Genomic DNA, 23177 nt, shown 5'->3' with positions numbered 1-23177 from the left:
TCAGTGCCCGCCGCCACCGCCGCCTGCCTGACCCGGCCGTTCAACGAACAAAAGAAGCGTCGCAAGGCATCCGAACAGGACGATCAGCAAAAGGAAGATGTCGGACAGCGACATGATGACGGCCTGCATCCGTGTCATCCCGGTGATGGTCGACAGCGCCGCCGCATGGGCTGCGTCGCCCAGACTGGAATAGGCGTGCTCCAGCATCTCCATCGCCTGCGTGGCGGCTTCGCTGGTGTTGTTCACGGCCTCGGACAGGCGGGCATAATGCATGTCCTCGCGGCTGGACAGGATCGTGTTGATGACCGCAAGACCCACGGCCCCGCCCAGGTTCCGGGTCAGGTTGAACAGCCCCGAGGCGTTCTTGATCTTTTCGGGCGGCAGCATCCCCAGCGCAATGTTCGACACGGGCACCATGCACAGCATCAGCGACACCCCGCGCAGGATCTGCGGCACGAAGATCTGCCAATAATCCCAGTCCGCCGTCAGCTGCGTCATCATCCAGCAACTGAGCGAGAACAGCGTGAAGCCCACGCCCATCATCCATCGCGGATCGGTGGTCTGCGACAGCCGCCCGGCCAGCGGCGCGGTCAGGAACATCGCGATCCCCGAGACCATCATCGCCTCGCCGATCTGCAACGAGTTGTAGTCGCGGACCGCCGACAGATAGACGGGGAAGATATAGATCAGGCCATAAAGGCCGATCCCCATCCCGAAGGAAAAGACCGATCCCATCGCAAAGTTACGGTCGGCAAAGGCGTCGAGCCGCACGATCGGTTCCTCTGCGGTGAAGGCGCGCCAGAAGAACAGGAACGCGCCCGAGATCATGATCGCCGTCATGGCCACGATGGTTTCGTCGGCGAACCAGTCGTCACCCGCGCCTTCCTCAAGCACATATTCCATCGCGCCCAGCATGACCGCCAGGCCAAGGAAACCCCACCAGTCGAAGCGGCGGAGCAGGCTCATATCCGGTTTGTCGAAGTCGATCAGCACGAAGGCCGCCGTCGTGACGATGATGCCGGGGATCACGTTGATGAAGAACAGCCAGTGCCAGCTGAGGAACTCGGTCAGATAGCCGCCAAGCGTTGGCCCGATGGTCGGGGCCAGCGTCGCGACCAGCCCGATCATGGGCGAGACGATATGCATCTTCGACCGCGGGAAGATCGTATAGGCACAGGCGAACACCGTCGGGATCATTGCGCCCCCGATAAAGCCCTGCAGCGCGCGCCACAGGATCATCTCGCCCATCGAGTTCGAAAAGCCGCAAAGCAGGCTCATCAGCGTGAAACCCGCGGATGAGATGGTGAACAGCCAGCGCGTCGACAGCATCCGCGAGAGATAGCCCGACAGCGGAATCATGATGACCTCGGCCACCAGGTACGAGGTCTGGATCCACGGGATTTCGTCGCCCGAGGCGGCCAGTCCCGCCTGGATTTCGGATAGCGAGGCCGAGACGATCTGGATGTCCAGGATCGCCATGAACATGCCCAGCACCATCAGCAGGAAGGTGATCAGGCGGCGGGGATCGATGCGGTCAGGGTCGACGACCGCACCCGCGCCGGTTGCCGCGGGGGCGGCCATGGATCAGCCTCCGGTCCGCGCGTGGCGCGGGGCGGCAGAGCCGTGTTCAAGCGAACTGGTCAGAGCATCCTGCGGAACGGGCGCGGTCTCCTGGCTGCGGTCCGAAGCGGGCATCAGGGGCTTGTCCTCGCCCGTGCGGATGTCGATCGTGGCAACGACGGACATGCCGGGACGCAGCGGCAGGCGACCGCGATCCTCGGGCGAAATCTCGATGCGGACCGGAACGCGCTGGACAATCTTGGTGAAGTTGCCGGTTGCGTTCGACGCAGGCAGCAGGCTGAAGACCTGCCCCGTTCCGGCGGTCATGCTTTCGACAGTGCCGTGCAGCACCGCGTCGGGCCAGGCATCGACATGGACCGCGACCTTGGCCCCGGGATGGATATGGGCGATCTGCGTTTCCTTGAAGTTCGCCTCGACATAGACATCCTGCACCGGGACCAGCGTACCGATCCGACTGCCGGTGGTGACGAACGAGCCAAGCTGGACCTGGCGTTCGGTCAGGACACCTGCAAAGGGGGCACGGATCTCGGTAAAGCCAAGATCGCGCTCGGCCTGCTTGACGGCGGTACGTGCGGCTCGAATGTCAACCTCGGCACTGTCCTGGCGCGCGTGCAGCACGGTCAACTCGGCCTCGGCCTGCTTCAGCGCGGCCTCGGCGCTTTTCACCTGGGCGGCCGCGCTTTTGGCATTGGCTTCGGCGGCATCGACGGCGGCCTGCGTCCCGGCCGAGCTGCTTTTCAGGTCGCGCGCCCGTTGGAAGGTCTTTTGGGCCCCGTCATTCAGCGCAGTCGCCGCGACCAACGAGGCTTGCGCCTGCTGGATACCCGCGTCGCCCGAACGGATCTGGGCCTCAAGCTGCACCTGCGCGCTTTCCGCCAGCGCCAGGTCGTTCTGCTTGGCCTCCAGCGCAAGGCGATAATCCTCGGGGTCGATGCGGGCAATCACCTGCCCGCGTTCGACCGCGGCGTTCGGCGCCACCAGCATGTCCGAGACATAACCCGTCGCCCGTGCCTGAAGCGAGATCAGGTCGGCCTGCAGATAGGCGTCGTCCGTCGCTTCGTGGAAGCGCCCGACGGTGAACCATTTCCAGCCTTCATAGCCTCCGCCCGCCAGCACGATCAGCGCCAGGATCGCCAGGACACGCTTGGCCTTTCCGGGCTTCGCCTTCGGCGGCTGTTCCGGCGTCTCGGAATTCGACGACATTGTTTCGGCCTTTCGGATGGTGCCGGCTGCGGCGCTGGGATGTTCTGGGATTGCCCCGATTCTCCGAGGCTGAATGCAGGTGCAGAATAATATTGACCGAACGGTTCGGTCAATATAGCGATATAGGGACGAGCGGTCTGCCTTGCCAGCAAAAAAGGAAGAAAATGACCCCGACGATGCCTGCGACGGAACCAGCCTGCGATGGCAGCGCGTCCCAGCCGGATGACAGCCCCAAACGCCAGCAAATCCTGGATGGTGCGCGGCGCATGTTCCTGTCGAAGGGGTTCGAGGGCGCGTCCATGCAGGACGTCGCCCGTGCCGCGGCGGTGTCCAAAGGCACCCTTTACGTCTATTTTGACAGTAAGGAAGCGATGTTCGAGGCCTTGGTGCTGAAGGAATGCGGGCGGATGCAGGAAACCCTGCGCCGGCTCGGTTCAGGCCAGGGCAGCGTCGAGGACGAATTGCAGGCGATCGCCCACCAGATGATCGCAATGCTTCTGCAGCCCGAAATCCTTGCCGCAATGCGCATGATGATCGGCGCGGGAGAGAAATTCCCCGACCTCGCGCGAAAGATCTATCAATCCGGGCCCGAACGCTCGGTGGCGACGCTGGCCGATTACCTGCATTTGCGCGAAAGCCGCGGCGATCTGGCCATCGGCGATTGCCCTGCCGCCGCAGCCGAGTTCGTGGACCTGATCCTGTCGGGACTTCAACGCCGGGCGCTGTTGATGATGCCGCCGCTGAGCGCGGCTGAAACCCAAGCCTATGTCGCCCGGCGGGTGGCCCGTTTCCTGACCGGCCTGAAGCCTGCAATCGTCTGAGGACGCCCGATCCCGACAGATCGACCTGCCCTTTCGGACAGGTTCGGCGGATTACCGCCGGATATGTCGCCTGCGCGACATTCCGCCGATGCGCCTGCTGCTAGATGGCAATTACTGGGCGTGGAAATGCAATTACTCCAGCAGTGCTTGACGAGTATCTTTGTTTGAACATGCATTTATTGCAGGCGTTGGAGCGGGACGGCTTGCGCCGTCCCGTTTCGCGCATCAAGATGATGCGAACGGCCACTGACCAGCATCGCCCCCCATGCCGCTTCGCAGCTTCCGCGCCCGTCCCGGCCCCGCCGCGCCCCCCGCGGGCACGGGATTTGGCTTGCTGCCATGACCCAGCCCGCAGCCGGATCCCCGCTGATTTCCGCCGAGATCCTGGACGGGCTGACACTGGCCCAGAAGCGGGCCTTTATCGCCGAATGCCAGTTCCGCAGCTTTCGTGCGGCGCGCGACATTCTTTGGCAGGGCGAACGGACCGAGGGGTTCTTCCTGGTCGAACAGGGACAGGTCGAAGTGACCTATATCGACGATCAGGGGAATTCGATCATCGTCCATATCGCCGGACCGGGAGAAGTTCTGGGCGAAGTCGAGGCGTTGTCGGGCAAGCCCTGTGCCGCGACCTGCCGGGCGATGGCGAACAGCCGCGTTCTGTATTGCACGACGGCGCAGTTGCTGAAGCATGTCCCAGCCCGCACCCTTGTCACCAACCTTGCAAGCGTGCTGCTGGACAAGCTGGTCCGGGATAATCGCCAACGCTCGCTGGACCATTTCCTGACGGCGGATCAAAGGATCTGCGTCTATCTGCAGCAGTTCACCACCCCCGGCCAGCCGGAGCTGCGCATCAACCAGACCTATCTGGCGGCGCTGGCGGGATGTTCGCGCCAGACGGTGAACCGCAAGCTGAATGAATTGCGGCTGCAGGGGATCATCGACATCAGCCGCGGCCGGATCACCGTCCTTCTGCACGACCGCCTGTCCATAGAACCCGAAGACGCGCCGCGCCGGGTTGCCGGCGCGGCAGAAGCTCGCGGTTAGACAGGGACGGCCCCTGCCCTTGCGCGCCGCCGCGCACTGGCCTGCGCGATCATGGCGCAAACCAGCAGCTGGGACATGTGATAGACCAGCACCGGCAGCACGGTCGCCCCCACGGTCGCCGCAGGGAACAAGGCCGTGGCCATGGGCAGGCCGCTCGCCAGGCTTTTGGTCGAGCCGCAGAAAAACAGCACAACCCGATCCTCGTAAGGCAAGGAGAACAGCCGCCCCGCCCCGAGCATCACACCGAAGACCGCGGCCAGGAAGGTCAGCATCACGGCGATCAGCAGGATCAGGCTTTGCGGCGGGATTTCATTCCAAAGGCCCGACACCGTCCCTGCGCTGAAGGCCGAATAGACAATCAGCAGGATCGAGCCGCGATCGACGGTCAGCGTCAGCACCCTGTGCCGCTTGACGAACTCGCCCAGCCAAGGCCGCACAAGCTGGCCTACGACGAAGGGCAAAAGGATCTGCGTACCAATCTTGACCACGGCATCCATGCTGATGCCGCCGCCGCCCTGATGCAGGATCAGCGCCACCAGCGCCGGCGTCAGCGCGACGCCGATCAGGTTCGATACCGATGCCGCACAGATGGCCGCGGGGACGTTCCCCCCCGCCATCGAGGTAAACGCGATCGAGGACTGCACGGTGGAAGGGAGGACCGCCAGAAACAGGACGCCCAGCACGACCTCGGACGGCAGCAGCCCGCCGAAGATCGTGGCGACCGCAAGTCCGATCAGCGGGATGATGACGTAGGTCGCGGCAAAGGTCAGACCCTGCAACCGCCAGTTCATCATGCCCGCCCGGACCGAGGCCGCGTCCAGCTTGGCCCCGTACAGGAAGAACAGCAGAGCCACCGCCCAATAGGTGGCGAATTTCGACAGGCTGGCGGCCATGCCCTGCGCAGGAAGGATCACCCCCAGCAGGACCGCGCCGATCAGCATCAACATGTAGCTGTCGATGCCGATCCGTTTCAGGAAACGCATTTTCCGAACTCCGAACTCATTGTGTCAGTGGCCAAGGGCCATGCCGTCTTTGCGGCTGTCCGAGCCCCCTTCCAGAAGGTCCGAACCGATGCGGATCGCCTGCGCGCCACCCATCGGCGAATCCACGACGCGCAGCGTATGGCCCCGGGCCTGCAGATCGTCGCGGGTCTCGGCAGGGATCGTGCGCTCAAGGTCCAGCGTGCCGCCAAAGGCAAAGCTGCGCGGTTGGTCGATCGCCTCTTGCAGACCCAAGCCGCGATCGATCACGCCCGACAGGAAGGCCGCATGGCCCGCCGCCTGATATTGCCCGCCCATGACGCCGAACGGCATGACAACGCGACCAGCCTGCGTGACCATGCCCGGAATGATCGTGTGCATCGGGCGCTTGCGCGGGCCGATCGCGTTCGGATGCCCCTCGATCAGCCGGAACGAGGCGCCTCGGCTTTGGAACAGGATCCCCGTCCTTGGGTCCAGCCGGCCCGAGCCGAAGCCGTGGAAGATCGAGTTGATAAAGGACAGCGCATTGCCCTGATCGTCCACGACGCAAAGATAGATCGTGTCCTTGTGCTCGGGTTCATCCCACAGCGCGGGCAGCAGGGCGCGCGTCATGTCAATCCGGGCGCGCAGGGCCGCAACCGCCTTGTCCGAAAGCAGGCGCTCGACCAGACCCTCACAGTGGGCGGGATCGCCGATCAGTTCGTCCCGGTGGTGATAGGCCAGTTTCGTCGCCTCGGCATGGACATGGATGCGGTCCGCCTCGGACAGCGCGGCCATGTCGAAGCCCTCAAGAATGCGCAGGATCAGCAGCGCCGCCAGCCCCTGCCCGTTCGGAGGGCATTCGTGGATATCATAGCCGCGATAACTGGCGCTGATTGGCGTGACCCATTCGGCGCCGTCGCAACCTTCGGCGAAATCCTGTTCCGTCTGCAGGCCGCCCAGGCTTTGCAGATGCGCCACCATGTGCGCCGCCGTCTGGCCCTTGTAGAAGCCCGCCGCGCCATCGGCCGCGATTTCACGCAGCCGGTCGGCCAGCAAGGGCTGGGCGTGGTGTTCGCCCGCGCGGGGCGCGCGGCCGCGGGGCAGGAAGACTGCCGCCGCATGCGCATCGCGGCCAATGAACTCTGCCGCCTCGGCCCAGTCCTGCGCGACGCGGGGCGTCACCGGATAGCCGTTCTGCGCATAGTCGATGGCGCGTTCGAACAACTGGGCAAGTCGGATGCTGCCGTGATCGCCATGCAGGCGGCACCATGCCGAAACCGCGCCGGGCACCGTCACCGAATGGGCCGATCCCTGCGGGATCTCGGTTTCCAGCCCGGCGGCTTTCAGCGCGGCGACGGTGGCTGCGGCGGGGGCGCGGCCCGAGCCGTTCAAAGCCTTCACCTGCCCATCCGCCGGCGCGTAAAGCGCGAAGCAGTCGCCGCCCAAGCCGGTCATCAGTGGATCGACCACGCATTGCACGGCGACCGCGGCAATCGCCGCGTCCACAGCATTCCCGCCGCGGTCAAGGATCTCCAACCCCGCTGCGGTGGACAGCGGATGCGAGGTTGCGATCATCGCCTTGCGGGCAAAGGTCGAAGGGCGCCGGCCCGAAAGGAAATCGAAGGTCATGGCATGCTCCCACGGATTGGTCTGGTCAGGATTCGTTTTTATGTATACATATTGATTTGTCCAGTACACATAATTGGTTCTCGATGGCAAATAGTGAAAGATCCGCCGATCACGTCCATGCCGCACTGTCCGAGCGGATCGTGGCCGGGACGCTGCGGCCCGGCGACGCGTTGACCGAATCCGGCATTGCCGAGGAATTCGGCATGTCTCGCACCCCGGTGCGCGAGGCGTTGCACCGGCTGGACAGCGAAGGTCTGGTCGAACGCGGCCCCCGTCGCGCCTTTGTCGTGCGCCGGATGAGCGTGGCCGACCTGCGTGACCTGTTCGAGACTTTGGGAGAGATCGAGGCGATCTGCGCCCGCCTTGCCGCGCATCGCATGACCGAGATTGAGCGGGATGCCCTGACCCGAATTCTTGCCGACGACAACGGCCATTATGCGACGGTGAACGCGCGCTTTCACGACGCCCTGCGCCGTGGCGCGCAAAACCGGACGATCGCCGCGCTGCTGGATGACCTGAACCGCCGCAGCCTGCCCTGGCGCGAGGCCAGCTTTCGCGGCAGCGGCGACCGGATCGGACAGTCACGGGACGAACATCGCGCAATCCTGCAGGCCGTTCTGGCCCGCGACGGTGATTGCGCCGCGACCCTGATGCGGGCGCATATGGCCAGTTCGCTCAGCGCGATCTCCGAAATGCTGCTGGCCGAGGCGCATGCCTAGGCGCGGGCCGGATCGGCACGGCGCCAGCTTATCAGGATACCAAATGCGCACAGCGCCGAGCAGGCCAGAGCCGTTCCGAACAGCGTGGAATATCCGAAATGCCCGGCCAACTGGCCGCCCAAAAATCCCAGCACCATGCCGATACCGGCGTCGGTGCACTGGAAAATCGTGAAGTCGACACCCGCCTGACCGGGATCCGACCATTGCATGAAGCGCGCGTAAAGCGCGACAAAGCCAAAGGCCAGCCAGGCCGATGACACGATCTGCGTCAGCACCGCCAATGGCCGCAGCGGCAGCGCCAGACCCGCCGCGACGCCAAGGCAATAGGCCAGCACCAGCGCCTGCCCCGCCAGCGCGATCATCAGCACTGGCAGGGTGCCCAGCCTTGCCACGACATAGCCCCCGAAGATCGCCCCAATGACGCCGACGACCAAGCTGCCCGAGGCGCTGAACAGCCCGACCTCGGTCAGGGTGAAGCCCTGATCCACCAGGAACGGCCCGAAATATCCCAGCGTCGACTTCATCGCGGCAACGAACAGCGCGGTGATCCAGATACCCCGGCGAAGTTGCGGTCGGGCCAGCGCGGCGCGCAGGCTTGGACCGCTTGGCGCAGGCGCGGCGCGGGGCGCGGGTTGTGGCAACAACAGGAACGGCAGGGTGCAGGCCAGGCAAGTCAGGATCAGGACGGCGATGCCCGCGCTCCATCCGAGCCGGTCGATGGCAACCAGGACCAGCCCCCCGCCCAAGGCCGCGCCGACATAGGCGCCGCCCACCTGCATCATGTTCGCCCAGCCATAGGCCGAGGATGGGAAGGCCTCGACCGCGTGACCGTCGCAGGCGATGTCGACGGTGGCGGTGGCGGTTGCGATGATGAACAGCGTCAGGATCAGGGCGGGCAGTGGCATGTCCACGACCAGTGCCAGCGCCAGCGTCGCCAGCAGGATCAGCCCGCCGCCCAGCCGGATCACGGACTTGGTCCGGGCGGGGCCGGCAACCGGACGCCGCCATGCCTCGATCCAGGGACTCCACAGGAATTTCAGCGCCCAGGGCAAGACCAGCAGGGACAGGAAACCCAGTCGCTCCAGCGCCATGCCACGCTCGCGCATGACAGCGGGAAGGGCAGACCAGATGAATCCGCCCAATACGCTTTGGGTGACGTAAAGACCGCCAAGCGAGGCCAGCGCCAGCGGCATCGCCCGGCCGATTTGGTCCCCCCGCATGTCAGAAGCGGCGCGACAGGCTCAGGTCGATCATCCGCGGCTCGTCCCGGTAGCACCAGTCGCCAGTGCAGGTCTGCCCCTCGCGATCGAACAGGTTCTTCACGTTCAACTGCAACTGGGTGCCGTCATAGCCGAACGCCGCGAAATCATAGCTGAGGCCAAGGTCGAAATAGGTGCGGCTGGCATTCTCGATCGTGTTGGTGTCATTGCCATAGCTGCGGCCGATATAGCGCATGCCGCCCATCACGGCGAGGTTCTGCAACGCGCCCTGCTGCGGCTCATATTTGACGAAAAGCGACAGGGTGTCGTCGGGCACGCCCGACAGTTGCTTGCCTTCGGTGCCCGGGGCACCTTCGTTGATCTCGACATCCATATGCGCGTAAGAGGCGATCAGGCTGACGCCGTTCTCCAGATTGCTCATCGCCTCAAGTTCGTACCCGCGCGAGGTCAGGTCGTATTGCAGGCCCCGATTGCGGCCGTCCCCGCCGACGACCAGCGACATGCCATTGTCCTGCCGGATGTCGTAATAGGCGGCGGTCACAACGGTGCGCTGGTCGGGAAGCTGATACTTGACGCCGATCTCTTTCTGCAGCGCCTCGGTCGGATCGGCGGGGCTGCCGCTCAGGTCAGACACGTCGTCAAAGACCTGCGCCACGTTCGGCGCGAAGGAACTCGCGACGTTCACATAGGGCGTCACGCCATTCTCGAACTCGTAGGACACGCCGAGGCGCGCGGTAAACGCCTCGTCCTTCTGGCTGCCGCTGTCGATCGCGCCGGTGTAGAAGTTGTAGTCGGAATAATCCGTATCCACCCAGTCATAGCGCGCCGAGGCCGAGATGGTCAGCGCATCGCGTTCGATCTGGTCGGCGATGTAGACGCCGGTCTGGCTTTGCTTGCGCCAGGCGTAGAAGGGCACGTCCAGCGCCTCGTTCGCGGCCTGGCCGAGCGCCGTCCCGCCGTAATCGGCATCGTATTCGCCGCGCAGATAGTCGGCGCCGATGGCGAAGGTGTGGTCGAAATCCCCCGTCTGGGCGTGATGCTCGACCATCAGGTCGAGGACGTGGGACTTCGCGGTCTCGTGGTAGCGTTGCCAGTAGCTGGGGACGAGATCGGGATAGGTGCCGGAACGCGTCGCATAGCGCATGTCGGCGCGGACCTTGGTCCAGCGATAGCTTTGACGCAGTTGCGTGTCGTCCGAGATGTCCCAGGTATATTCGTAGCCGATCCGGAATTGCTCCTGATCGAAGCGGTTGTAATCGGGATCGCCCGCAGGCTCGTCCGTCACGTCCAGATCGTCGGCGAAATGGAAATAGGCCACCGCGCCAGTGCGGTCCTTGGCGTATTCGGCGGTCAGCAGCAGGCGCTGGTCATCGCCGATCCGGAAGCTGATCGAGGGCGCGAGCAGGACGCGGTCATCGGCATAGCCGTCGATGAAGGTGTCGGCATCGCGCGCCAGCGCGACGAAGCGGTAAAGCGTATCGCCCTCGGGATCCAGCGGACCGGTGAAGTCCACCGCCGCCTCGACCCGCGAATAGCTGCCATAGCTGAGCCGGGTTTCGTGATAGGGCGTATCCTTGGGCCGCTTGCTGACCACATTCACCAGACCGCCCGGCGTGCTGACCCCGAACATGGACGAAGCCGGGCCCTTCAGCACCGCGATCCCCTCCAGCGTATAGGGGTCGTTGCGATACCACGCCGACAGGCCGTTGAAGCTGCGCAGCCCGTCGCGGAACACACCAGTCTGATAGGCCGGGAAGCCGCGCAGATAGAACGAGTCATAACGGCTGTCGAACCCGAAATTCCCCGGCGTGGCCGAGGCTGTGTAATTCAGGGCCTCCAGCATGGTGCGCGGGGCCTGATCCTCAAGCTGGTCCTGGGTGATGACGCTGACCGCCTGCGGCAGCCTTGCGATGGGCGTATCGATCCGCATCGCCTGGCGGCCGGAATAGGCAATGTACCCATCCTGATCCAGGGTTTCGTCGCTTTCGGCCTCAAGCACCACGGTGTCCAGTTGCACGATCTCTTGCGCAAACGCTGCGGTGGAAAAGACGGCGCTGCCCAGCAGCATGGTCAGGAGATGTCGCGGCTTCATGTCATTCATCCGATGCGATCGGTTATCTTGGAAGGACGGAAGACATCGGCGGTACCGGGTTCCGTCCGGGTCCCGCGCGGTGTAGGCATCAATGCCGACTGAAACAATCGGATTAGAGGCAACTCGATAAATTGCCGTCCCAGGCATGGCGCAGATGTCACAGTTCTGACGCGCAGCCGCTTATTGAAGGGCGCGACCACGCGGACCGGAGTGCTGGGCCACATTCAACTATAGATTGAAATGATTTCGCCTGTCCCTAATGGCCGCTGCCCCGGCCGCAGGGTGACGAAACCGCCACAGCACCGCCCGTCCTGCCACCGGGGCGTGCAATGTGGCTTGGTGCCGGACTGTCCCCGCTTTTACCATCAGCGCAAGACCGGATGAGCCGGAACGGCCGGAACAGGCAGCTAATCCCGGCGACTAACCTTCAGGACGGTGATCGCATGAACAGAACCATTACGGTATTTGCCCCCGCCATCGCCCTTGCCCTTGCGGGCACCGGGGCCGCCGCACAGGATGCGGATCTGGCCAAGCAACTTGCAAACCCCATCGCCTCGCTGATCAGCCTGCCGTTCCAGCTGAACCATGACAGCGGTTATGGCCCGAATGACGGGGACAAGACGGTGCTGAACATCCAGCCCGTCATCCCGATCTCGTTGAACGACGACTGGACGGTGATCTCGCGCACGATCCTGCCAGTGGTCTGGCAGAACGACGTCGCGGGCGATTCCGGCAGCCAGTCCGGCCTGGGTGACACGCTGCAAAGCTTTTTCTTCTCGCCCAAGGCCCCCGGCCCCGGCGGCATCATCTGGGGCGTCGGGCCGGCCTTCCTGCTGCCGACCGCGACCGATGAGCTGCTGGGGGGTGAGAAATGGGGCATCGGTCCCACCGCCGTCGTCCTGAAGCAACAGCATGGCTGGACCTATGGCATGCTGGCCAACCACATCTGGTCCGTTGCTGGCGAGGATGATCGTTCTGACCTCAGCTCGACCTTCCTGCAACCTTTCCTGACCTATACGACCCCCTCGGCCTGGACTTTCATGCTGAACACCGAAAGCACCTATGACTGGAAGGCCGAGGAGTGGAGCGTACCGATCAATATCGGCGTCTCGAAGGTCACCAAGATGGGCAAGCAGCCGGTCAGCTTCCAGATCGGCGCACGTTACTGGGCCGACGCCCCCGAGGCGGGACCGGACGACTGGGGTCTGCGCGCAGCCTTTACGCTGCTGTATCCCAAGAAGGGCTAGGATGGCCCCCGGCCCCGTTCACGCGACCAGGCCCCTCCAGCGCGCGGCATAGCTTTCCAATTCGGGGGTAGGTGCAACCGGGTCGGTATCCGGCACGCCTGCCCCCGCCATGCACAGCAGCGCCGCCCCGGCCGAGGTTCCGGTCGCGGAACGTGCAAGACGCACCCCGTCCGGGCGCAGGGTCGCCAGCATCGCGCAATAATCCGGGTTGCGGGCGAACGGTCCTTCGACAAAGACCGGGCCGCGCGCGCCGATCAGGCCAAGGCAGGTGTCGGTCATCATCGCCAGGTACCAGGACAGCGCCGCCATCCGCGCCTCGGCCGAGCCGGGCGGAACGCTCCACTGCATCGCGCGCCGCTGGAAGGGGCCGGAATCCGGTTCGACCGCGGGCAGGATCATCGCGCCCGCCGCAAGGGCGGCGGCGCGTCCCGCATCGCTGGCAGTGACATCCGAACCCGCGCCCACGATCTCGTATTCCCGCCCGCCCATGAAGCGGGCCGAGGGCACCGGCTGGCCAAGCGCGTTCACGTTGACCAGCACGTCTCGGGCCGGGTCCAGCACCGCCTTGGCGCCGCCGACCGCCATTGCGACGACCCATGTTCCTGTCGAGACGACCGAGAATGCCCCGCCCTGCCCCAGCACATAGGGATAAAGCGAGGCGTTGCTGTCATGGATCCCCACAGCGACCGGCGTGCCGGGGCGCAGGCCCGTCGCGGCCGCCAGTTCGGGACGCAAGAGGCCTAGAACCTCGTTTGCCTTGCGCGCGGGGGCGATCCGCCCCGCCAACCCCAACCGCTCGACCAGATCCGAGAATTGCCCCTGCCACGGATCCCACAGGTCGGTATGGCAACCAAGCGAGGTCACGTCGGTCGCCAATTCCCCAGTCAGCCGCCAGCCCCAGTATTGCGGATACGTGACGACTTGGGCCAAGCCCGTGGCCAGGTCCGGGCAAGTGCGAAGCAGCCAGTGCAATTGCGCGCCAAGGTTCAGCCCGTGTGGCAGCCGTGCCGAACCGGTCTGCGCAAAGGCCGGGCGCAGCGCATCATAATCCGCGCCAAGCTGATCGGGGCCGGGATGTTCGTAGTCCAGCATCGGCACCGCGACATTTCCCCGCCCATCCAGCAGAACCGCGGCCGCGCCATGCGTCGTGACCGAAATCGCATCGATCCCGTGCGCCGCATGGAAGGCGGCAAGGTGATGCAGGAAGAACTGCCAGTGCCCCTCAAGGTCGGTATGCGGCCAGGGCGGGCCGGGCAGCGGGCGGTTGGGGCGGGTGACGACGGCGATCTCGGCCAGCGTCTCGCCCTCGACCAGCGCGAGCTTTGCGTTGGTCTTGCCGATGTCGATGACGGCGATGCGGGTCATGGCAGGTGGAACATCGGGATCAGCGGAACCGCCACAGGTTCGTTGTCGGGGTGGGTGGCCATCAGGTCGGCCATATGGGCCCACCACCTTTGCATGACCGGATGCGCGGGCAGATCGTCCATCCCGTGATCTTCGGGCCGCCACAGGACACCGAACAGCGCATTGCTTTCCGGGTCCAGATGGATCGAATAATCCTGCACGCCCGCCTGTTTCAGCAAGGCGACCAGTTCGGGCCAGATCTGGTCATGGCGGCGGCGGTATTCATCCTGCATCCCCGGATTGAGCTGCATCCGAAAGGCGTATTTCTGCATCATTTCCTCGACATCATGGTCCAAAGCCGGGGCAGCGCGATCACGGCGATCAGCAGCAGGCCGACGATGATCGACATGACGATGCCCGGCACGTTCAGCAGTCCCAGCCCGAAAGTCACCAGCCCCATCACCAGCGCGGCCAGAACGACCCCGGTGATCGTGCCCGAGCCGCCCAGGATGCTGATCCCGCCAAGAACGACGATCGTCACCACCTCAAGCTCGAAGCCCGAGGCGATGCTGGGGCGCGTCGAACCAAGGCGCGAGGTCAGGCAGATCGCGGCGATCCCGCTGGTCAGACCGGTCAACAGGAACAGAATGAAGCGGATCTTGTCGACGCGGATACCGGAAAACCGCGCGGCGGTCGCGTTGTTGCCGATGGCATAGACCATGCGGCCGAAATTCGTGCGATGCAGCAAAATGCCGAAGGCGACCGCTGCCAGCGCGAAAATCGCCAGTTCGACCGTGAAGACCCACCAGACATAACCCTGACCGAACCAGGCGAAGCTGGCGGGATAGCCGGTATAGGCACCATCCCCCAGCACGATATAGCAGATCCCGCGGAACAGGCTCATCGTGCCGATTGTCACGACGATCGAGGGCAGACCGAAGCGCGCCACCAGCAACCCGTTGAAGGCACCGCACAAAAGTCCCGTGCCCAGCCCCAACAAGACCAGAACCGGCGTTCCCGCGCCCGCAGCCATTGCCGCCCCCATCACCGTCGATGCCAGCGCGATGATCGAGCCGACCGACAGGTCGATCTCGCCCGCGATGATAAGCATCGCCATGGCAAAGGCGATCATCGCCTTTTCGGTGAAGTTGAAGCTGGCGTCGCTGAGGTTCCAGGGATCAAGGAAATAGGGCGAGGCAATCGAGTTCGCGATGAAGATCGCGACGGCGACCACCAGCAGCAGCGCCTCCCAGCTTTTCAGGGCGCGGGCGGCCGGGGTGGTCAGCCGGTCGGGGATCTGGCGTCCGGTGACGGTGGTCATGTCCGATGCTCCGCCTGCTTCAGGATGATGCGGCCCTGCTCGCGCCGGCCGGCCGTGTTGAAGGCGATGGCGATCAGAATCGCCGCGCCCGAGATCGCCATCTGCCAGAAGGGCGAGATGCCGATGACGGGCAGCGCGTTCTTGATGATCCCCAGAAACAGCGACCCCATGACGCAGCCCGCGACCGAACCCGAGCCGCCCGCGATGGCGATCCCGCCGATGACGCAGGCCGCGACCACGTCCAGTTCGAACCCGCCCGCGATGTCGACATAGGCCACCGCATAACGCGCGACCCACAGATAGCCGGTCAGCCCGGCCAGCGCCCCCGCCAGAACGAAGGCCGCAAATTGCGTTCGTCCGACCGAGATCCCGGTATAGACCGCCGCATGGGGATTGCCTCCGACCGCGTGAAAGGCCCGGCCAAGGGGCGTGCGGTTCATCAGGACCGCGACCCCGGCGACGATGGCGATGGCGATCCATGTCATCACCGGCAGCCCCGCCAGGATCATGCGCGGAAAAGCCTTGAACCCCGCGCTCATCTGGTGGGCGTTGATCCAGGCGCCGTTGGTCAGCAGGAAGATCGAGCCGCGATAGATGGTCATTGTCCCCAGGGTCACCACGATCGAGGGGATCCCCAGCTTCCAGACCAGCACGCCATTGACCGCGCCAAGCGCGGCCCCAAGGGCCACGACCACCAGCAGGATCAGGGGCAAGGGAACGCCCGCCCCGTCCATCAGCGCCGCGATCATGCCGCAAAGGGCAAGGTTGGCCGCGACGGACAGGTCGATGCATTTCGTCAGGATCACCGCCATCTGCCCCAGCGCCAGCAGGATCAGGGGCGAGGTATCGGTCAGGACACGGGCAAGGTTCGCGGGCGCGATGAAGCCCGGAAAGCGGGTTGCGATCAGCCCCAGCAGAAACAAAATGGCCAGCGCAAGGATGGCCTCGCGCGATTTCGGGATGCTCATGCGGCGGCTCCGTTGATGCCGACGGCGGCGCGGACAAGGTTTTCGGGCGTCATGTCGTCGCCGGCGAACTCGGCGGCAATCCGCCCTTCGCGCATGACGATGACGCGGTCGGACATGCCCAGAACCTCGGGGATCTCGCTGCTGACCATGATGACGGCCAGACCCTGCCCTGCCAGTTCGGACATGAAGTCGTGCACGGCCGCCTTGGATCCGATGTCGATGCCCTTGGTCGGCTCGTCCAGGATGATGACGCGAGGCTTTGTCGCCAGCCATTTCGCGATCACCACCTTCTGCTGGTTGCCGCCCGACAGCAGGCCGACATCCTGATCCAGGCTGGCCGCCCGCAGGTCCAGCCGCTGGGTATAGTCGCGGGCCAGCGCAAATTCGTTCGCCAACCGCAGGAAACCCGCGCGGCTGGTGCGCGCCAGCGACGGCAGCGTGATGTTTTGATAGATCGGCAGCCCCTTGACCGCGCCCTGCCTGCCGCGATCCTCGGGGACATAGACGATCCCCGCTTCGACGGCCTGCGCGGTCGAACGGATGGCGCGCACATCATCACCGATCCGACAGGCACCGCGCGAGGGTCGGGTGATCCCGAACAGGGACTGCATCACCTCGCTGCGCCCGGCCCCGACAAGCCCATAGAAGCCCAGGATCTCGCCCTGGCGCAGGGTGAAGTTGATGTCCTCGAACTCGGTCGGGTGGCAATACCCGACGACGGTCAGCGCGGGATCACCGATGCGGGCCGGACGCTTGGGAAAGATCTGGTCGACCGAGCGACCGACCATCATGCGCACCAGCCCGGCCTCGGTCGCATCCGAGATAAGGCCCTGCCCGACGAATTGACCGTCGCGGAAAACGGTCCAGCGGTCCGCGATGCGGAAAATCTCGTCGAACTTGTGGCTGATGAACAGGATCGCCTTGCCCTGCGCCTTCAGCTTCTCGACGAGTTCGTAAAGCTCGGCGATTTCCTTGTGGGACAGCGCGGCGGTGGGTTCGTCCATGATGACGACACGCGCATCGATGGAAAGCGCGCGGGCGATCGCGACCAGGTGACGCGACGCGATGCTGAGATCGCGCAGCCGCACGCCGGGGTCAAGCTCGGCCCCGATCCCGCGCAGGATCGCGGCGGCCCGGTCCCGCATGGCGCGGCGATCTATCAGGCCAAGGCGCGTGCGCGGGGCGTGGCCGATGAAGATGTTCTCGGCCACAGTCAGTTCGTCGAACAGCACGGTTTCCTGGTGGATCGCGGTCACCCCCGCGCGGCCGGCGGCTTCGGCGGTGGGGAAATGCACCTCGGCCCCGTCGACCAGGATCTGCCCCTCGTCCGGCTGATAGATGCCGGTCAGGATCTTGACGATGGTGGACTTCCCGGCGCCGTTCTCGCCGACAAGGGCTGTGACCTGACCGGGAAACAGGTCAAGCTGAACCCCGCCAAGGGCGCGGACGCCGGGAAAGGTCTTGACGATGCCGCGAAGCGACAGTACGGGCGGCGCCGCACCATCCGCGGCCCCTGGACTGGGCTGCATGACGAAAAATCCCTGGGGTGTCGGCCCGGCGCGACCGCCGGGCCTGTCCGTCCGCCGGATCAGAAGATCGAGCTGAACTGGTCGATGTTGCTGGAATCATAGACGAAAGGATCGGCCATCGCGGCTTCGTTCTTGTCGTCCAGGGTGATTTCACCCATCCGCCCGATCGAGATCTTGGCACCCGGCTCGGCCTTCACGTCGCCCTTGGCCAGGTGATAGGCGGCCATCGTCGCCGAATAGCCCAGGTCGATCGGGTTCCAGATCGCGAAGGATTTGGACGCGCCCGACTTCACATGCCCCGCCATTTCGGACGGCAGACCAAGGCCGGTCACGTTCACCTGCCCGATCTTGCCCGCATCGGTCACGGCCTGCGCCGCCGCGACGATCCCGACCGAGGTGGGCGCAATGATCGCCTTGAGGTCCGGATAGGTCTGCATCAGGCCCTGCGCCTCGCGATAGGACTTGTCGGCCAGGTCGTCGCCATAGACCGTGCCCACGACCTTGACCTTGGGATAGTTGCCCGCGACCTTGTTCATCTCCTCGATCCAGGTGTTCTGGTTGGTCGAGGTGGTGGTGGCCGACAGCACCGCGACATCCCCGCCATCCGGCAGGTTGTCGGCGGCCAACTTGATGATCATGTTGCCGATCAGCGGCGACGAGGACGGGTTCAGGTGCATCTGCCGCCCCTCGGGCGCGACGCCGGAATCCCAGCTGATGACCGTGATGCCCCGGTCCATGGCCTTCTTCAGCGTCGGCACCAGCGCGTCGGTGTCATTGGCCGAGACTGCGATCGCATCGACCTTTTGCGCGATCAGGCTGTTGATGACCTCGATCTGGCCTTCTGCGGTGGTGTCGGTCGGGCCGGTATAGATGATTTTGACGTCACCCAGTTCCTTCGCGGCTTCTTCCGCACCCTTGTTCGCGGCTTCGAAGAAACCGATCCCCAGCGCCTTCACGACCAGCGCGATGCGCATCTCCTCGGCCTGGGCGGTCCCGGCCATCATGGCACAGGCCATCGCGGCGGTGGTCAGGGCCTTTCCGATTATGCTCATTCGTTCCTCCCCTATGAGCAGTTAAGCGCGTCACTCCTCCTGCGCGCGTTTCTTGCGATCCGCCGTGGCCTGGGCCACGATCAGGCGGACTTCGGCAGCCTCCAGCATCTGCGCGGCGCGATCCTCGATCCGGTCGTCGGTGATGACGGTGTGGATCCGGCTCAGCGGACACAGAAGCAGGCTGGAGCGCTGGTTGAATTTCGAACTGTCGGCCAGCACCACCAGCTCATCGGCCTGGTCGATCAGCTTCTGCTCGGCCTGGACCAGCAGCGGGTCGCCCTCCATCAGGCCAAGCGGGCCAAGCCCTCGACAGCCCATGAACATGCGCCGGGCATAGAAATGGTTGCTGCCGTCTTCGTCAAAGGGCGACAGGATGATGTTCTGCTCGCGATAGATTGCACCCGCCGGAACCAGCACGGTGTTCTTGGAATGCTTCAGCAGATGTTCGGCAATGGGAAAGCTGTTGGTAAAGACCTGCAACCGCTTCGTCGTCAGTGGATGGACCATCTGGAAGGTGGTCGTTCCGCCGTTCACGATGATCGCGTCGCCATCCTCGCACAGATCCACTGCCGCCTGCGCGATAGAGCGTTTTTCGGCGATGTGGTAGGTCTGGTTCACGGCAAAGGGGCGCGCATTGATCCCGACGAATTGCGGTGGCGAGATCGCCTCGGCCCCACCCCGCACCCGACGCAGTTTCTTGGCGACGTGCAGCTGGCCGATATCGCGCCTGACCGTCGCTTCGGATGCGCCGGTCAGCGCGCAAAGGTCCGATACCGTGACCACGGGGCGTTCCTGCACGGCCGACAGAATGATGCGATGACGCTCGGTTTCCAGCATGTCGGCCCTTTCCGCTTAGCGGATCAGTTTCCATCATTACCGCTCACTGTCAATCATTATTGATCGTATTTTCTTTTTCTGCGCCTGCATAATGATCGTTTTTGATTGAAATTGATTGACCAAAGCCAGATCGCCCGTGTATCCGGTGCAAGGGAAGGCACGGCAATCGCCGCCGCCAAGGGAGGTTTCCATGACTGAGACACTTGCGGCCGATAGGCTTGAGAACCTGTGGGAAGATGCCCGCGCCGCGGGAATGAGTGAGTCGGAAAAGCTTCTTTACCGCTCCAACCTGCTCGGCTCGGACAAGCGGGTGACGAACTACGGCGGCGGGAATACTTCGGCCAAGGTGATGGAAACCGATCCACTGACCGGTGAGTCCGTCGAGGTGCTGTGGGTCAAGGGATCGGGCGGCGATATCGGCTCGATGAAGATGGACGGCTTCTCGACCCTTTACATGGATCGCCTGAACGCGCTGAAGGGCAAGTATCGCGGCGTCGAGCACGAGGATGAGATGGTCGGCTATCTGCCCCATTGCACCTTCGCGCTGAACCCGCGCGCCGCCAGCATCGACACGCCGCTGCATGCCTATGTCCCCCGCAAGCATGTCGACCACGTCCATTCCGACGCGATCATCGCCATCGCCGCCTCGGTCAATTCGAAGGAACTGACGGCCGAGATCTTCGGGAATGAGATCGGATGGCTGCCCTGGAAAAAGCCCGGCTATGAACTGGGCCTGTGGCTTGAGAAATTCGCGACCGAGAACCCGCAGGCCAAGGGCTGCGTGCTGGAAAGCCACGGCCTGTTCACTTGGGCTGACGACGCCAAGGATTGCTACCTGACGACGCTGGCGATCATCAACAAGGCCGCGGCCTGGCTTCAGGCGCGGACCGGAGGCAAGCCCGCCTTCGGCGGCGAAAAGCGCCCCGCCCTGCCCGCCGCGCAGCGCCGCGACATTGCCGCGCGCCTGATGCCGGTGATCCGCGGCCTGATCTCGAACGAGCGGCACAAGGTCGGCCATTTCGACGACCAGCCGGCCGTGCTGGAATTCGTCGGCTCGCAGATGCTGGACAGCCTCGCGCCGCTCGGCACCTCGTGCCCCGACCATTTCCTGCGCACCAAGATCCGCCCGCTGGTCATCGATTTCGACCCTGCCGCGCCCGATCTGGACGCGACGATCGCGGGACTTGAGAAGGCGGTCGCCGACTATCGCGACTATTACGCGGCCTATTACGACCGCTGCAAGCGCCCCGACAGCCCGGCGCTGCGCGATCCGAATGCCGTGGTCTATCTGGTGCCCGGCGTTGGCATGATCACCTTTGCGCAGGACAAGGCGACGGCCCGCGTCTCGGGCGAATTCTATGTCAACGCGATCAACGTCATGCGTGGCGCCAGCGCGATCGGCACCTATCAGGGCCTGCCCGAACAGGAAGCCTTCGACATCGAATACTGGCTGCTTGAGGAAGCGAAGCTTCAGCGCATGCCCAAGGCGAAATCGCTGGCCGGGCGCGTCGCGCTGGTCACCGGCGGCGCGGGCGGCATCGGTGCCGCCACGGCCGAACGCTTCCTGCGCGAGGGCGCCTGCGTGATGCTGGCCGACATCGACGCCGACGCGCTGGATCAGGCATCCAGGGCGCTGGCCTCGCGTCATGGCAAGGACGTGGTGCGCAAGGTGCAGATGAACGTGACCGACGAAAATCAGGTCATCGCGGCCTATGCCGAAATGGCGGTGGAATTTGGCGGCATCGACATCCTTGTCTCGAACGCCGGCATCGCCTCCTCGGCCCCGGTCGAGGAAACCTCGCTGGCACTTTGGAACAAGAACATGGACATTCTGTCCACGGGCTATTTCCTTGTCAGCCGCGAGGCGTTCAAGGCGTTCCGCCTGCAGGATATCGGCGGTTCGGTGATCTTCATCGCATCCAAGAACGGCCTTGCCGCCAGCCCGAACGCCAGCGCCTATTGCACCGCCAAGGCGGCCGAGATCCATCTTGCGCGCTGCCTGGCGCTGGAGGGGGCCGGGGCGCAGATCCGCGTCAATGTCGTGAACCCCGATGCCGTGCTGCGCGGCTCGAAGATCTGGGAGGGTGAGTGGCTGGAACAGCGCGCCTCGACCTACAAGACCGACAAGGAGGGGCTTGAGGAGATGTATCGCCAGCGCTCTATGCTGAAACGTTCGGTCCTGCCCGAGGATATCGCCGAAGGCGCCTATTTCTTCGCCAGCGACCTTTCCGCCAAGTCGACCGGCAACATCCTGAACGTGGATGCCGGCAACGTCCAATCCTTCCCCCGGTAAGCGCGATGATCGACAAGAACCTGATCGAGGCGGAAAACGCCTCCCGCGAGGCCGATCTGACGGCCGATTACGAAGCCCTTGGCGCACGCCTTGCGCGCCGGGGCGTGGACATCGAGGCGCTGACCACCCGTGCCACCGCCTTCGGCGTCGCCGTGCCAAGCTGGGGCACCGGCACTGGCGGCACGCGCTTTGCCCGGTTCCCGGGTCTGGGCGAGCCGCGCGGCATCATGGACAAGCTGGACGATTGCGCGGTCATCCACCGATTGACCGACGCCACACCCAAGGTCAGCCTGCATATTCCCTGGGACAAGGCCGAGCCCGCATTGCTGCTGGAAAAGGCCGAGGAAACCGGTCTCGGCTTCGATGCCATGAACTCGAACACCTTCCAGGACCAACCGGATCAACCGCGCAGCTACAAGTTCGGCTCGCTCAGCCATACCGATGCGGCAACGCGCGCGCAGGCGGTTGAACATAACCTGGAATGTATCCAGATCGGGCGCGCGATCGGGTCGAAGGCCCTGACCGTCTGGATCGGCGACGGCTCGAACTTCCCCGGACAGACCTCACTCAGCCGCCAGTTCGACCGCTATCTGGACGCGATGAAACAGGTCTATGCCGGACTTCCAGACGATTGGCGGATCTTCTCGGAACACAAGATCTATGAGCCCGCCTTCTACTCGACCGTGGTGCAGGACTGGGGCACCAGCCTGATGATCGCGCAGGAACTGGGCGACAAGGCGCAATGCCTCGTCGATCTGGGCCATCACGCGCCGAACGTGAATATCGAGATGATCGTCGCCCGTCTGATCCGCGCGGGCAAGCTGGGCGGCTTCCACTTCAACGACAGCAAATATGGCGACGACGATCTGGACAGCGGCACGATCGAGCCCTTCCGCCTGTTCCTGGTCTTCAACGAACTGGTCGAACTTGAGGATACGCCCGGCCTGAACCTCGCCCATATGATCGACCAAAGCCACAACGTGACCGACCCGATCGAAAGCCTGATCGTCTCGGCCTGCGAGATCCAGCGGGCCTATATCCAGGCCTCGTTGGTCGACCGCGAGGCGCTGGACGGCTTCCGCGATGCGAACGACGCCCTGATGGCCGCGGCGACGTTGCGCGCGGCCTTCCGCACCGATGTCGAGCCGATCCTTGCCATGGCGCGCGCACGTGCGGGGGCGGCAATCGACCCGGTCGCGGCCTACCGCGCCTCGGGCTATCGGGCGAAGGTTGCGGAAGAGCGGCCACGCGTCACGGCGGGCGGCGGCGGCATCGTCTGAAACAGGCTGGGGGGCGCCGCGTCCCCCCTTCCCTT

Annotated in this window: 19 protein-coding genes; 6 read left to right on the top strand and 13 right to left on the bottom strand. The window is 64.5% G+C overall.

Features of this window, described 5'->3' with window-relative positions:
* Complete coding sequence (locus RM190_RS08965; RefSeq protein ID WP_311759081.1) at positions 1-1581, bottom strand: DHA2 family efflux MFS transporter permease subunit; 1581 nt, start codon at positions 1579-1581, stop codon at positions 1-3.
* A gap of 3 nt (positions 1582-1584) precedes the next feature.
* On the bottom strand, positions 1585-2784 hold the full coding sequence (locus tag RM190_RS08960; RefSeq protein ID WP_311759080.1) for an HlyD family secretion protein: 1200 nt from the start codon (positions 2782-2784) through the stop codon (positions 1585-1587).
* A 164-nt stretch (positions 2785-2948) separates the two neighbouring features.
* Here RM190_RS08960 and RM190_RS08955 point away from each other — a divergent pair, with 164 nt between their 5' ends.
* Complete coding sequence (locus tag RM190_RS08955; protein WP_311759079.1) at positions 2949-3605, top strand: TetR/AcrR family transcriptional regulator; 657 nt, start codon at positions 2949-2951, stop codon at positions 3603-3605.
* 339 nt (positions 3606-3944) lie between these two features.
* Complete coding sequence (locus tag RM190_RS08950; RefSeq protein WP_311759078.1) at positions 3945-4649, top strand: Crp/Fnr family transcriptional regulator; 705 nt, start codon at positions 3945-3947, stop codon at positions 4647-4649.
* Here RM190_RS08950 and RM190_RS08945 read toward each other — a convergent pair.
* Both RM190_RS08945 and ggt read right to left on the bottom strand, forming a co-directional pair.
* The gene (locus RM190_RS08945) at positions 4646-5632 is read right to left on the bottom strand and encodes a bile acid:sodium symporter family protein (RefSeq protein WP_311759077.1); all 987 of its coding nucleotides are present in this window, start codon (positions 5630-5632) and stop codon (positions 4646-4648) included. The two genes, RM190_RS08950 and RM190_RS08945, sit on opposite strands and share 4 nt — an antisense overlap.
* Positions 5633-5656: 24 nt before the next feature.
* On the bottom strand, positions 5657-7240 hold the full coding sequence (gene ggt, locus RM190_RS08940; protein WP_311759076.1) for a gamma-glutamyltransferase: 1584 nt from the start codon (positions 7238-7240) through the stop codon (positions 5657-5659).
* An 83-nt stretch (positions 7241-7323) separates the two neighbouring features.
* On the opposite strand from ggt, the gene RM190_RS08935 reads away from it, so the two are divergent.
* Positions 7324-7959 (top strand): GntR family transcriptional regulator, encoded by a 636-nt coding sequence (locus RM190_RS08935; protein ID WP_311759075.1) that lies wholly within the window; start codon positions 7324-7326, stop codon positions 7957-7959.
* Here the strand turns inward: RM190_RS08935 and RM190_RS08930 are convergent.
* Both RM190_RS08930 and RM190_RS08925 read right to left on the bottom strand, forming a co-directional pair.
* On the bottom strand, positions 7956-9179 hold the full coding sequence (locus tag RM190_RS08930; RefSeq protein WP_311759074.1) for an MFS transporter: 1224 nt from the start codon (positions 9177-9179) through the stop codon (positions 7956-7958). The genes RM190_RS08935 and RM190_RS08930 overlap by 4 nt on opposite strands.
* A 1-nt stretch (position 9180) precedes the next feature.
* Positions 9181-11271 (bottom strand): TonB-dependent siderophore receptor, encoded by a 2091-nt coding sequence (locus RM190_RS08925; protein WP_311759073.1) that lies wholly within the window; start codon positions 11269-11271, stop codon positions 9181-9183.
* A 443-nt stretch (positions 11272-11714) separates the two neighbouring features.
* Here RM190_RS08925 and RM190_RS08920 point away from each other — a divergent pair, with 443 nt between their 5' ends.
* The gene (locus RM190_RS08920) at positions 11715-12518 is read left to right on the top strand and encodes a transporter (protein WP_311759072.1); all 804 of its coding nucleotides are present in this window, start codon (positions 11715-11717) and stop codon (positions 12516-12518) included.
* Between the two features lie 18 nt (positions 12519-12536).
* Here the strand turns inward: RM190_RS08920 and RM190_RS08915 are convergent, their stop codons facing one another.
* The 7 genes from RM190_RS08915 to RM190_RS08885 are packed head-to-tail and all read right to left on the bottom strand — an operon-like array spanning position 12537 to position 19569.
* The gene (locus RM190_RS08915; protein WP_311759071.1) at positions 12537-13883 is read right to left on the bottom strand and encodes an FGGY-family carbohydrate kinase; all 1347 of its coding nucleotides are present in this window, start codon (positions 13881-13883) and stop codon (positions 12537-12539) included.
* Entirely contained in the window at positions 13880-14194 is a 315-nt protein-coding gene (rhaM, locus tag RM190_RS08910; protein ID WP_311759070.1) for an L-rhamnose mutarotase, read from the bottom strand. The genes RM190_RS08915 and rhaM overlap by 4 nt, the downstream gene beginning before the upstream one ends.
* Positions 14194-15183, bottom strand: coding sequence for an ABC transporter permease (locus RM190_RS08905; protein ID WP_311759069.1), 990 nt, complete (start codon positions 15181-15183; stop codon positions 14194-14196). Before RM190_RS08905 ends, rhaM begins: the two co-directional genes overlap by 1 nt.
* A complete protein-coding gene (locus RM190_RS08900) occupies positions 15180-16151 on the bottom strand; it encodes an ABC transporter permease (RefSeq protein WP_311759068.1) in 972 nt (323 codons plus the stop codon). The genes RM190_RS08905 and RM190_RS08900 overlap by 4 nt, the downstream gene beginning before the upstream one ends.
* Positions 16148-17680: a sugar ABC transporter ATP-binding protein gene (locus RM190_RS08895; protein ID WP_311759067.1), complete on the bottom strand. Its 1533-nt coding sequence runs from the start codon at positions 17678-17680 to the stop codon at positions 16148-16150. Before RM190_RS08895 ends, RM190_RS08900 begins: the two co-directional genes overlap by 4 nt.
* A gap of 59 nt (positions 17681-17739) precedes the next feature.
* The gene (gene rhaS, locus RM190_RS08890; protein ID WP_311759066.1) at positions 17740-18732 is read right to left on the bottom strand and encodes a rhamnose ABC transporter substrate-binding protein; all 993 of its coding nucleotides are present in this window, start codon (positions 18730-18732) and stop codon (positions 17740-17742) included.
* 30 nt (positions 18733-18762) lie between these two features.
* Positions 18763-19569: a DeoR/GlpR family DNA-binding transcription regulator gene (locus tag RM190_RS08885; RefSeq protein WP_311759065.1), complete on the bottom strand. Its 807-nt coding sequence runs from the start codon at positions 19567-19569 to the stop codon at positions 18763-18765.
* 190 nt (positions 19570-19759) lie between these two features.
* On the opposite strand from RM190_RS08885, the gene RM190_RS08880 reads away from it, so the two are divergent.
* Both RM190_RS08880 and rhaI read left to right on the top strand, forming a co-directional pair.
* Positions 19760-21862 carry a bifunctional rhamnulose-1-phosphate aldolase/short-chain dehydrogenase gene (locus RM190_RS08880; protein ID WP_311759064.1) on the top strand — a complete coding sequence of 701 codons (2103 nt, stop codon included), beginning with the start codon at positions 19760-19762 and terminating at the stop codon, positions 21860-21862.
* A 5-nt stretch (positions 21863-21867) separates the two neighbouring features.
* The gene (gene rhaI / locus RM190_RS08875) at positions 21868-23142 is read left to right on the top strand and encodes an L-rhamnose catabolism isomerase (protein ID WP_311759063.1); all 1275 of its coding nucleotides are present in this window, start codon (positions 21868-21870) and stop codon (positions 23140-23142) included.
* Positions 23143-23177 lie beyond the last annotated feature (35 nt).

The sequence above is a fragment of the Paracoccus broussonetiae genome (genome assembly GCF_031854425.1).
GTDB lineage: Bacteria > Pseudomonadota > Alphaproteobacteria > Rhodobacterales > Rhodobacteraceae > Paracoccus > Paracoccus broussonetiae.
The sequence above is the reverse complement of the archived record's forward strand: the minus strand, read 5'-3'. Positions and strand labels throughout refer to the sequence as shown.

Bases quoted from the DNA above. Each gene is read 5' to 3' on its own strand.
- RM190_RS08930 (WP_311759074.1), bottom strand. From the start codon at position 9,179: ATGCGGGGGGACCAAATCGGCCGGGCGATGCCGCTGGCGCTGGCCTCG.
- RM190_RS08955 (WP_311759079.1), top strand. From the start codon at position 2,949: ATGACCCCGACGATGCCTGCGACGGAACCAGCCTGCGATGGCAGCGCG.
- RM190_RS08945 (WP_311759077.1), bottom strand. From the start codon at position 5,632: ATGCGTTTCCTGAAACGGATCGGCATCGACAGCTACATGTTGATGCTG.
- rhaM (WP_311759070.1), bottom strand. From the start codon at position 14,194: ATGCAGAAATACGCCTTTCGGATGCAGCTCAATCCGGGGATGCAGGAT.
- RM190_RS08950 (WP_311759078.1), top strand. From the start codon at position 3,945: ATGACCCAGCCCGCAGCCGGATCCCCGCTGATTTCCGCCGAGATCCTG.
- ggt (WP_311759076.1), bottom strand. From the start codon at position 7,240: ATGACCTTCGATTTCCTTTCGGGCCGGCGCCCTTCGACCTTTGCCCGC.
- RM190_RS08900 (WP_311759068.1), bottom strand. From the start codon at position 16,151: ATGAGCATCCCGAAATCGCGCGAGGCCATCCTTGCGCTGGCCATTTTG.
- RM190_RS08920 (WP_311759072.1), top strand. From the start codon at position 11,715: ATGAACAGAACCATTACGGTATTTGCCCCCGCCATCGCCCTTGCCCTT.
- rhaS (WP_311759066.1), bottom strand. From the start codon at position 18,732: ATGAGCATAATCGGAAAGGCCCTGACCACCGCCGCGATGGCCTGTGCC.
- RM190_RS08885 (WP_311759065.1), bottom strand. From the start codon at position 19,569: ATGCTGGAAACCGAGCGTCATCGCATCATTCTGTCGGCCGTGCAGGAA.
- rhaI (WP_311759063.1), top strand. From the start codon at position 21,868: ATGATCGACAAGAACCTGATCGAGGCGGAAAACGCCTCCCGCGAGGCC.
- RM190_RS08880 (WP_311759064.1), top strand. From the start codon at position 19,760: ATGACTGAGACACTTGCGGCCGATAGGCTTGAGAACCTGTGGGAAGAT.
- RM190_RS08925 (WP_311759073.1), bottom strand. From the start codon at position 11,271: ATGAAGCCGCGACATCTCCTGACCATGCTGCTGGGCAGCGCCGTCTTT.
- RM190_RS08895 (WP_311759067.1), bottom strand. From the start codon at position 17,680: ATGCAGCCCAGTCCAGGGGCCGCGGATGGTGCGGCGCCGCCCGTACTG.
- RM190_RS08960 (WP_311759080.1), bottom strand. From the start codon at position 2,784: ATGTCGTCGAATTCCGAGACGCCGGAACAGCCGCCGAAGGCGAAGCCC.
- RM190_RS08965 (WP_311759081.1), bottom strand. From the start codon at position 1,581: ATGGCCGCCCCCGCGGCAACCGGCGCGGGTGCGGTCGTCGACCCTGAC.
- RM190_RS08935 (WP_311759075.1), top strand. From the start codon at position 7,324: ATGGCAAATAGTGAAAGATCCGCCGATCACGTCCATGCCGCACTGTCC.
- RM190_RS08915 (WP_311759071.1), bottom strand. From the start codon at position 13,883: ATGACCCGCATCGCCGTCATCGACATCGGCAAGACCAACGCAAAGCTC.
- RM190_RS08905 (WP_311759069.1), bottom strand. From the start codon at position 15,183: ATGACCACCGTCACCGGACGCCAGATCCCCGACCGGCTGACCACCCCG.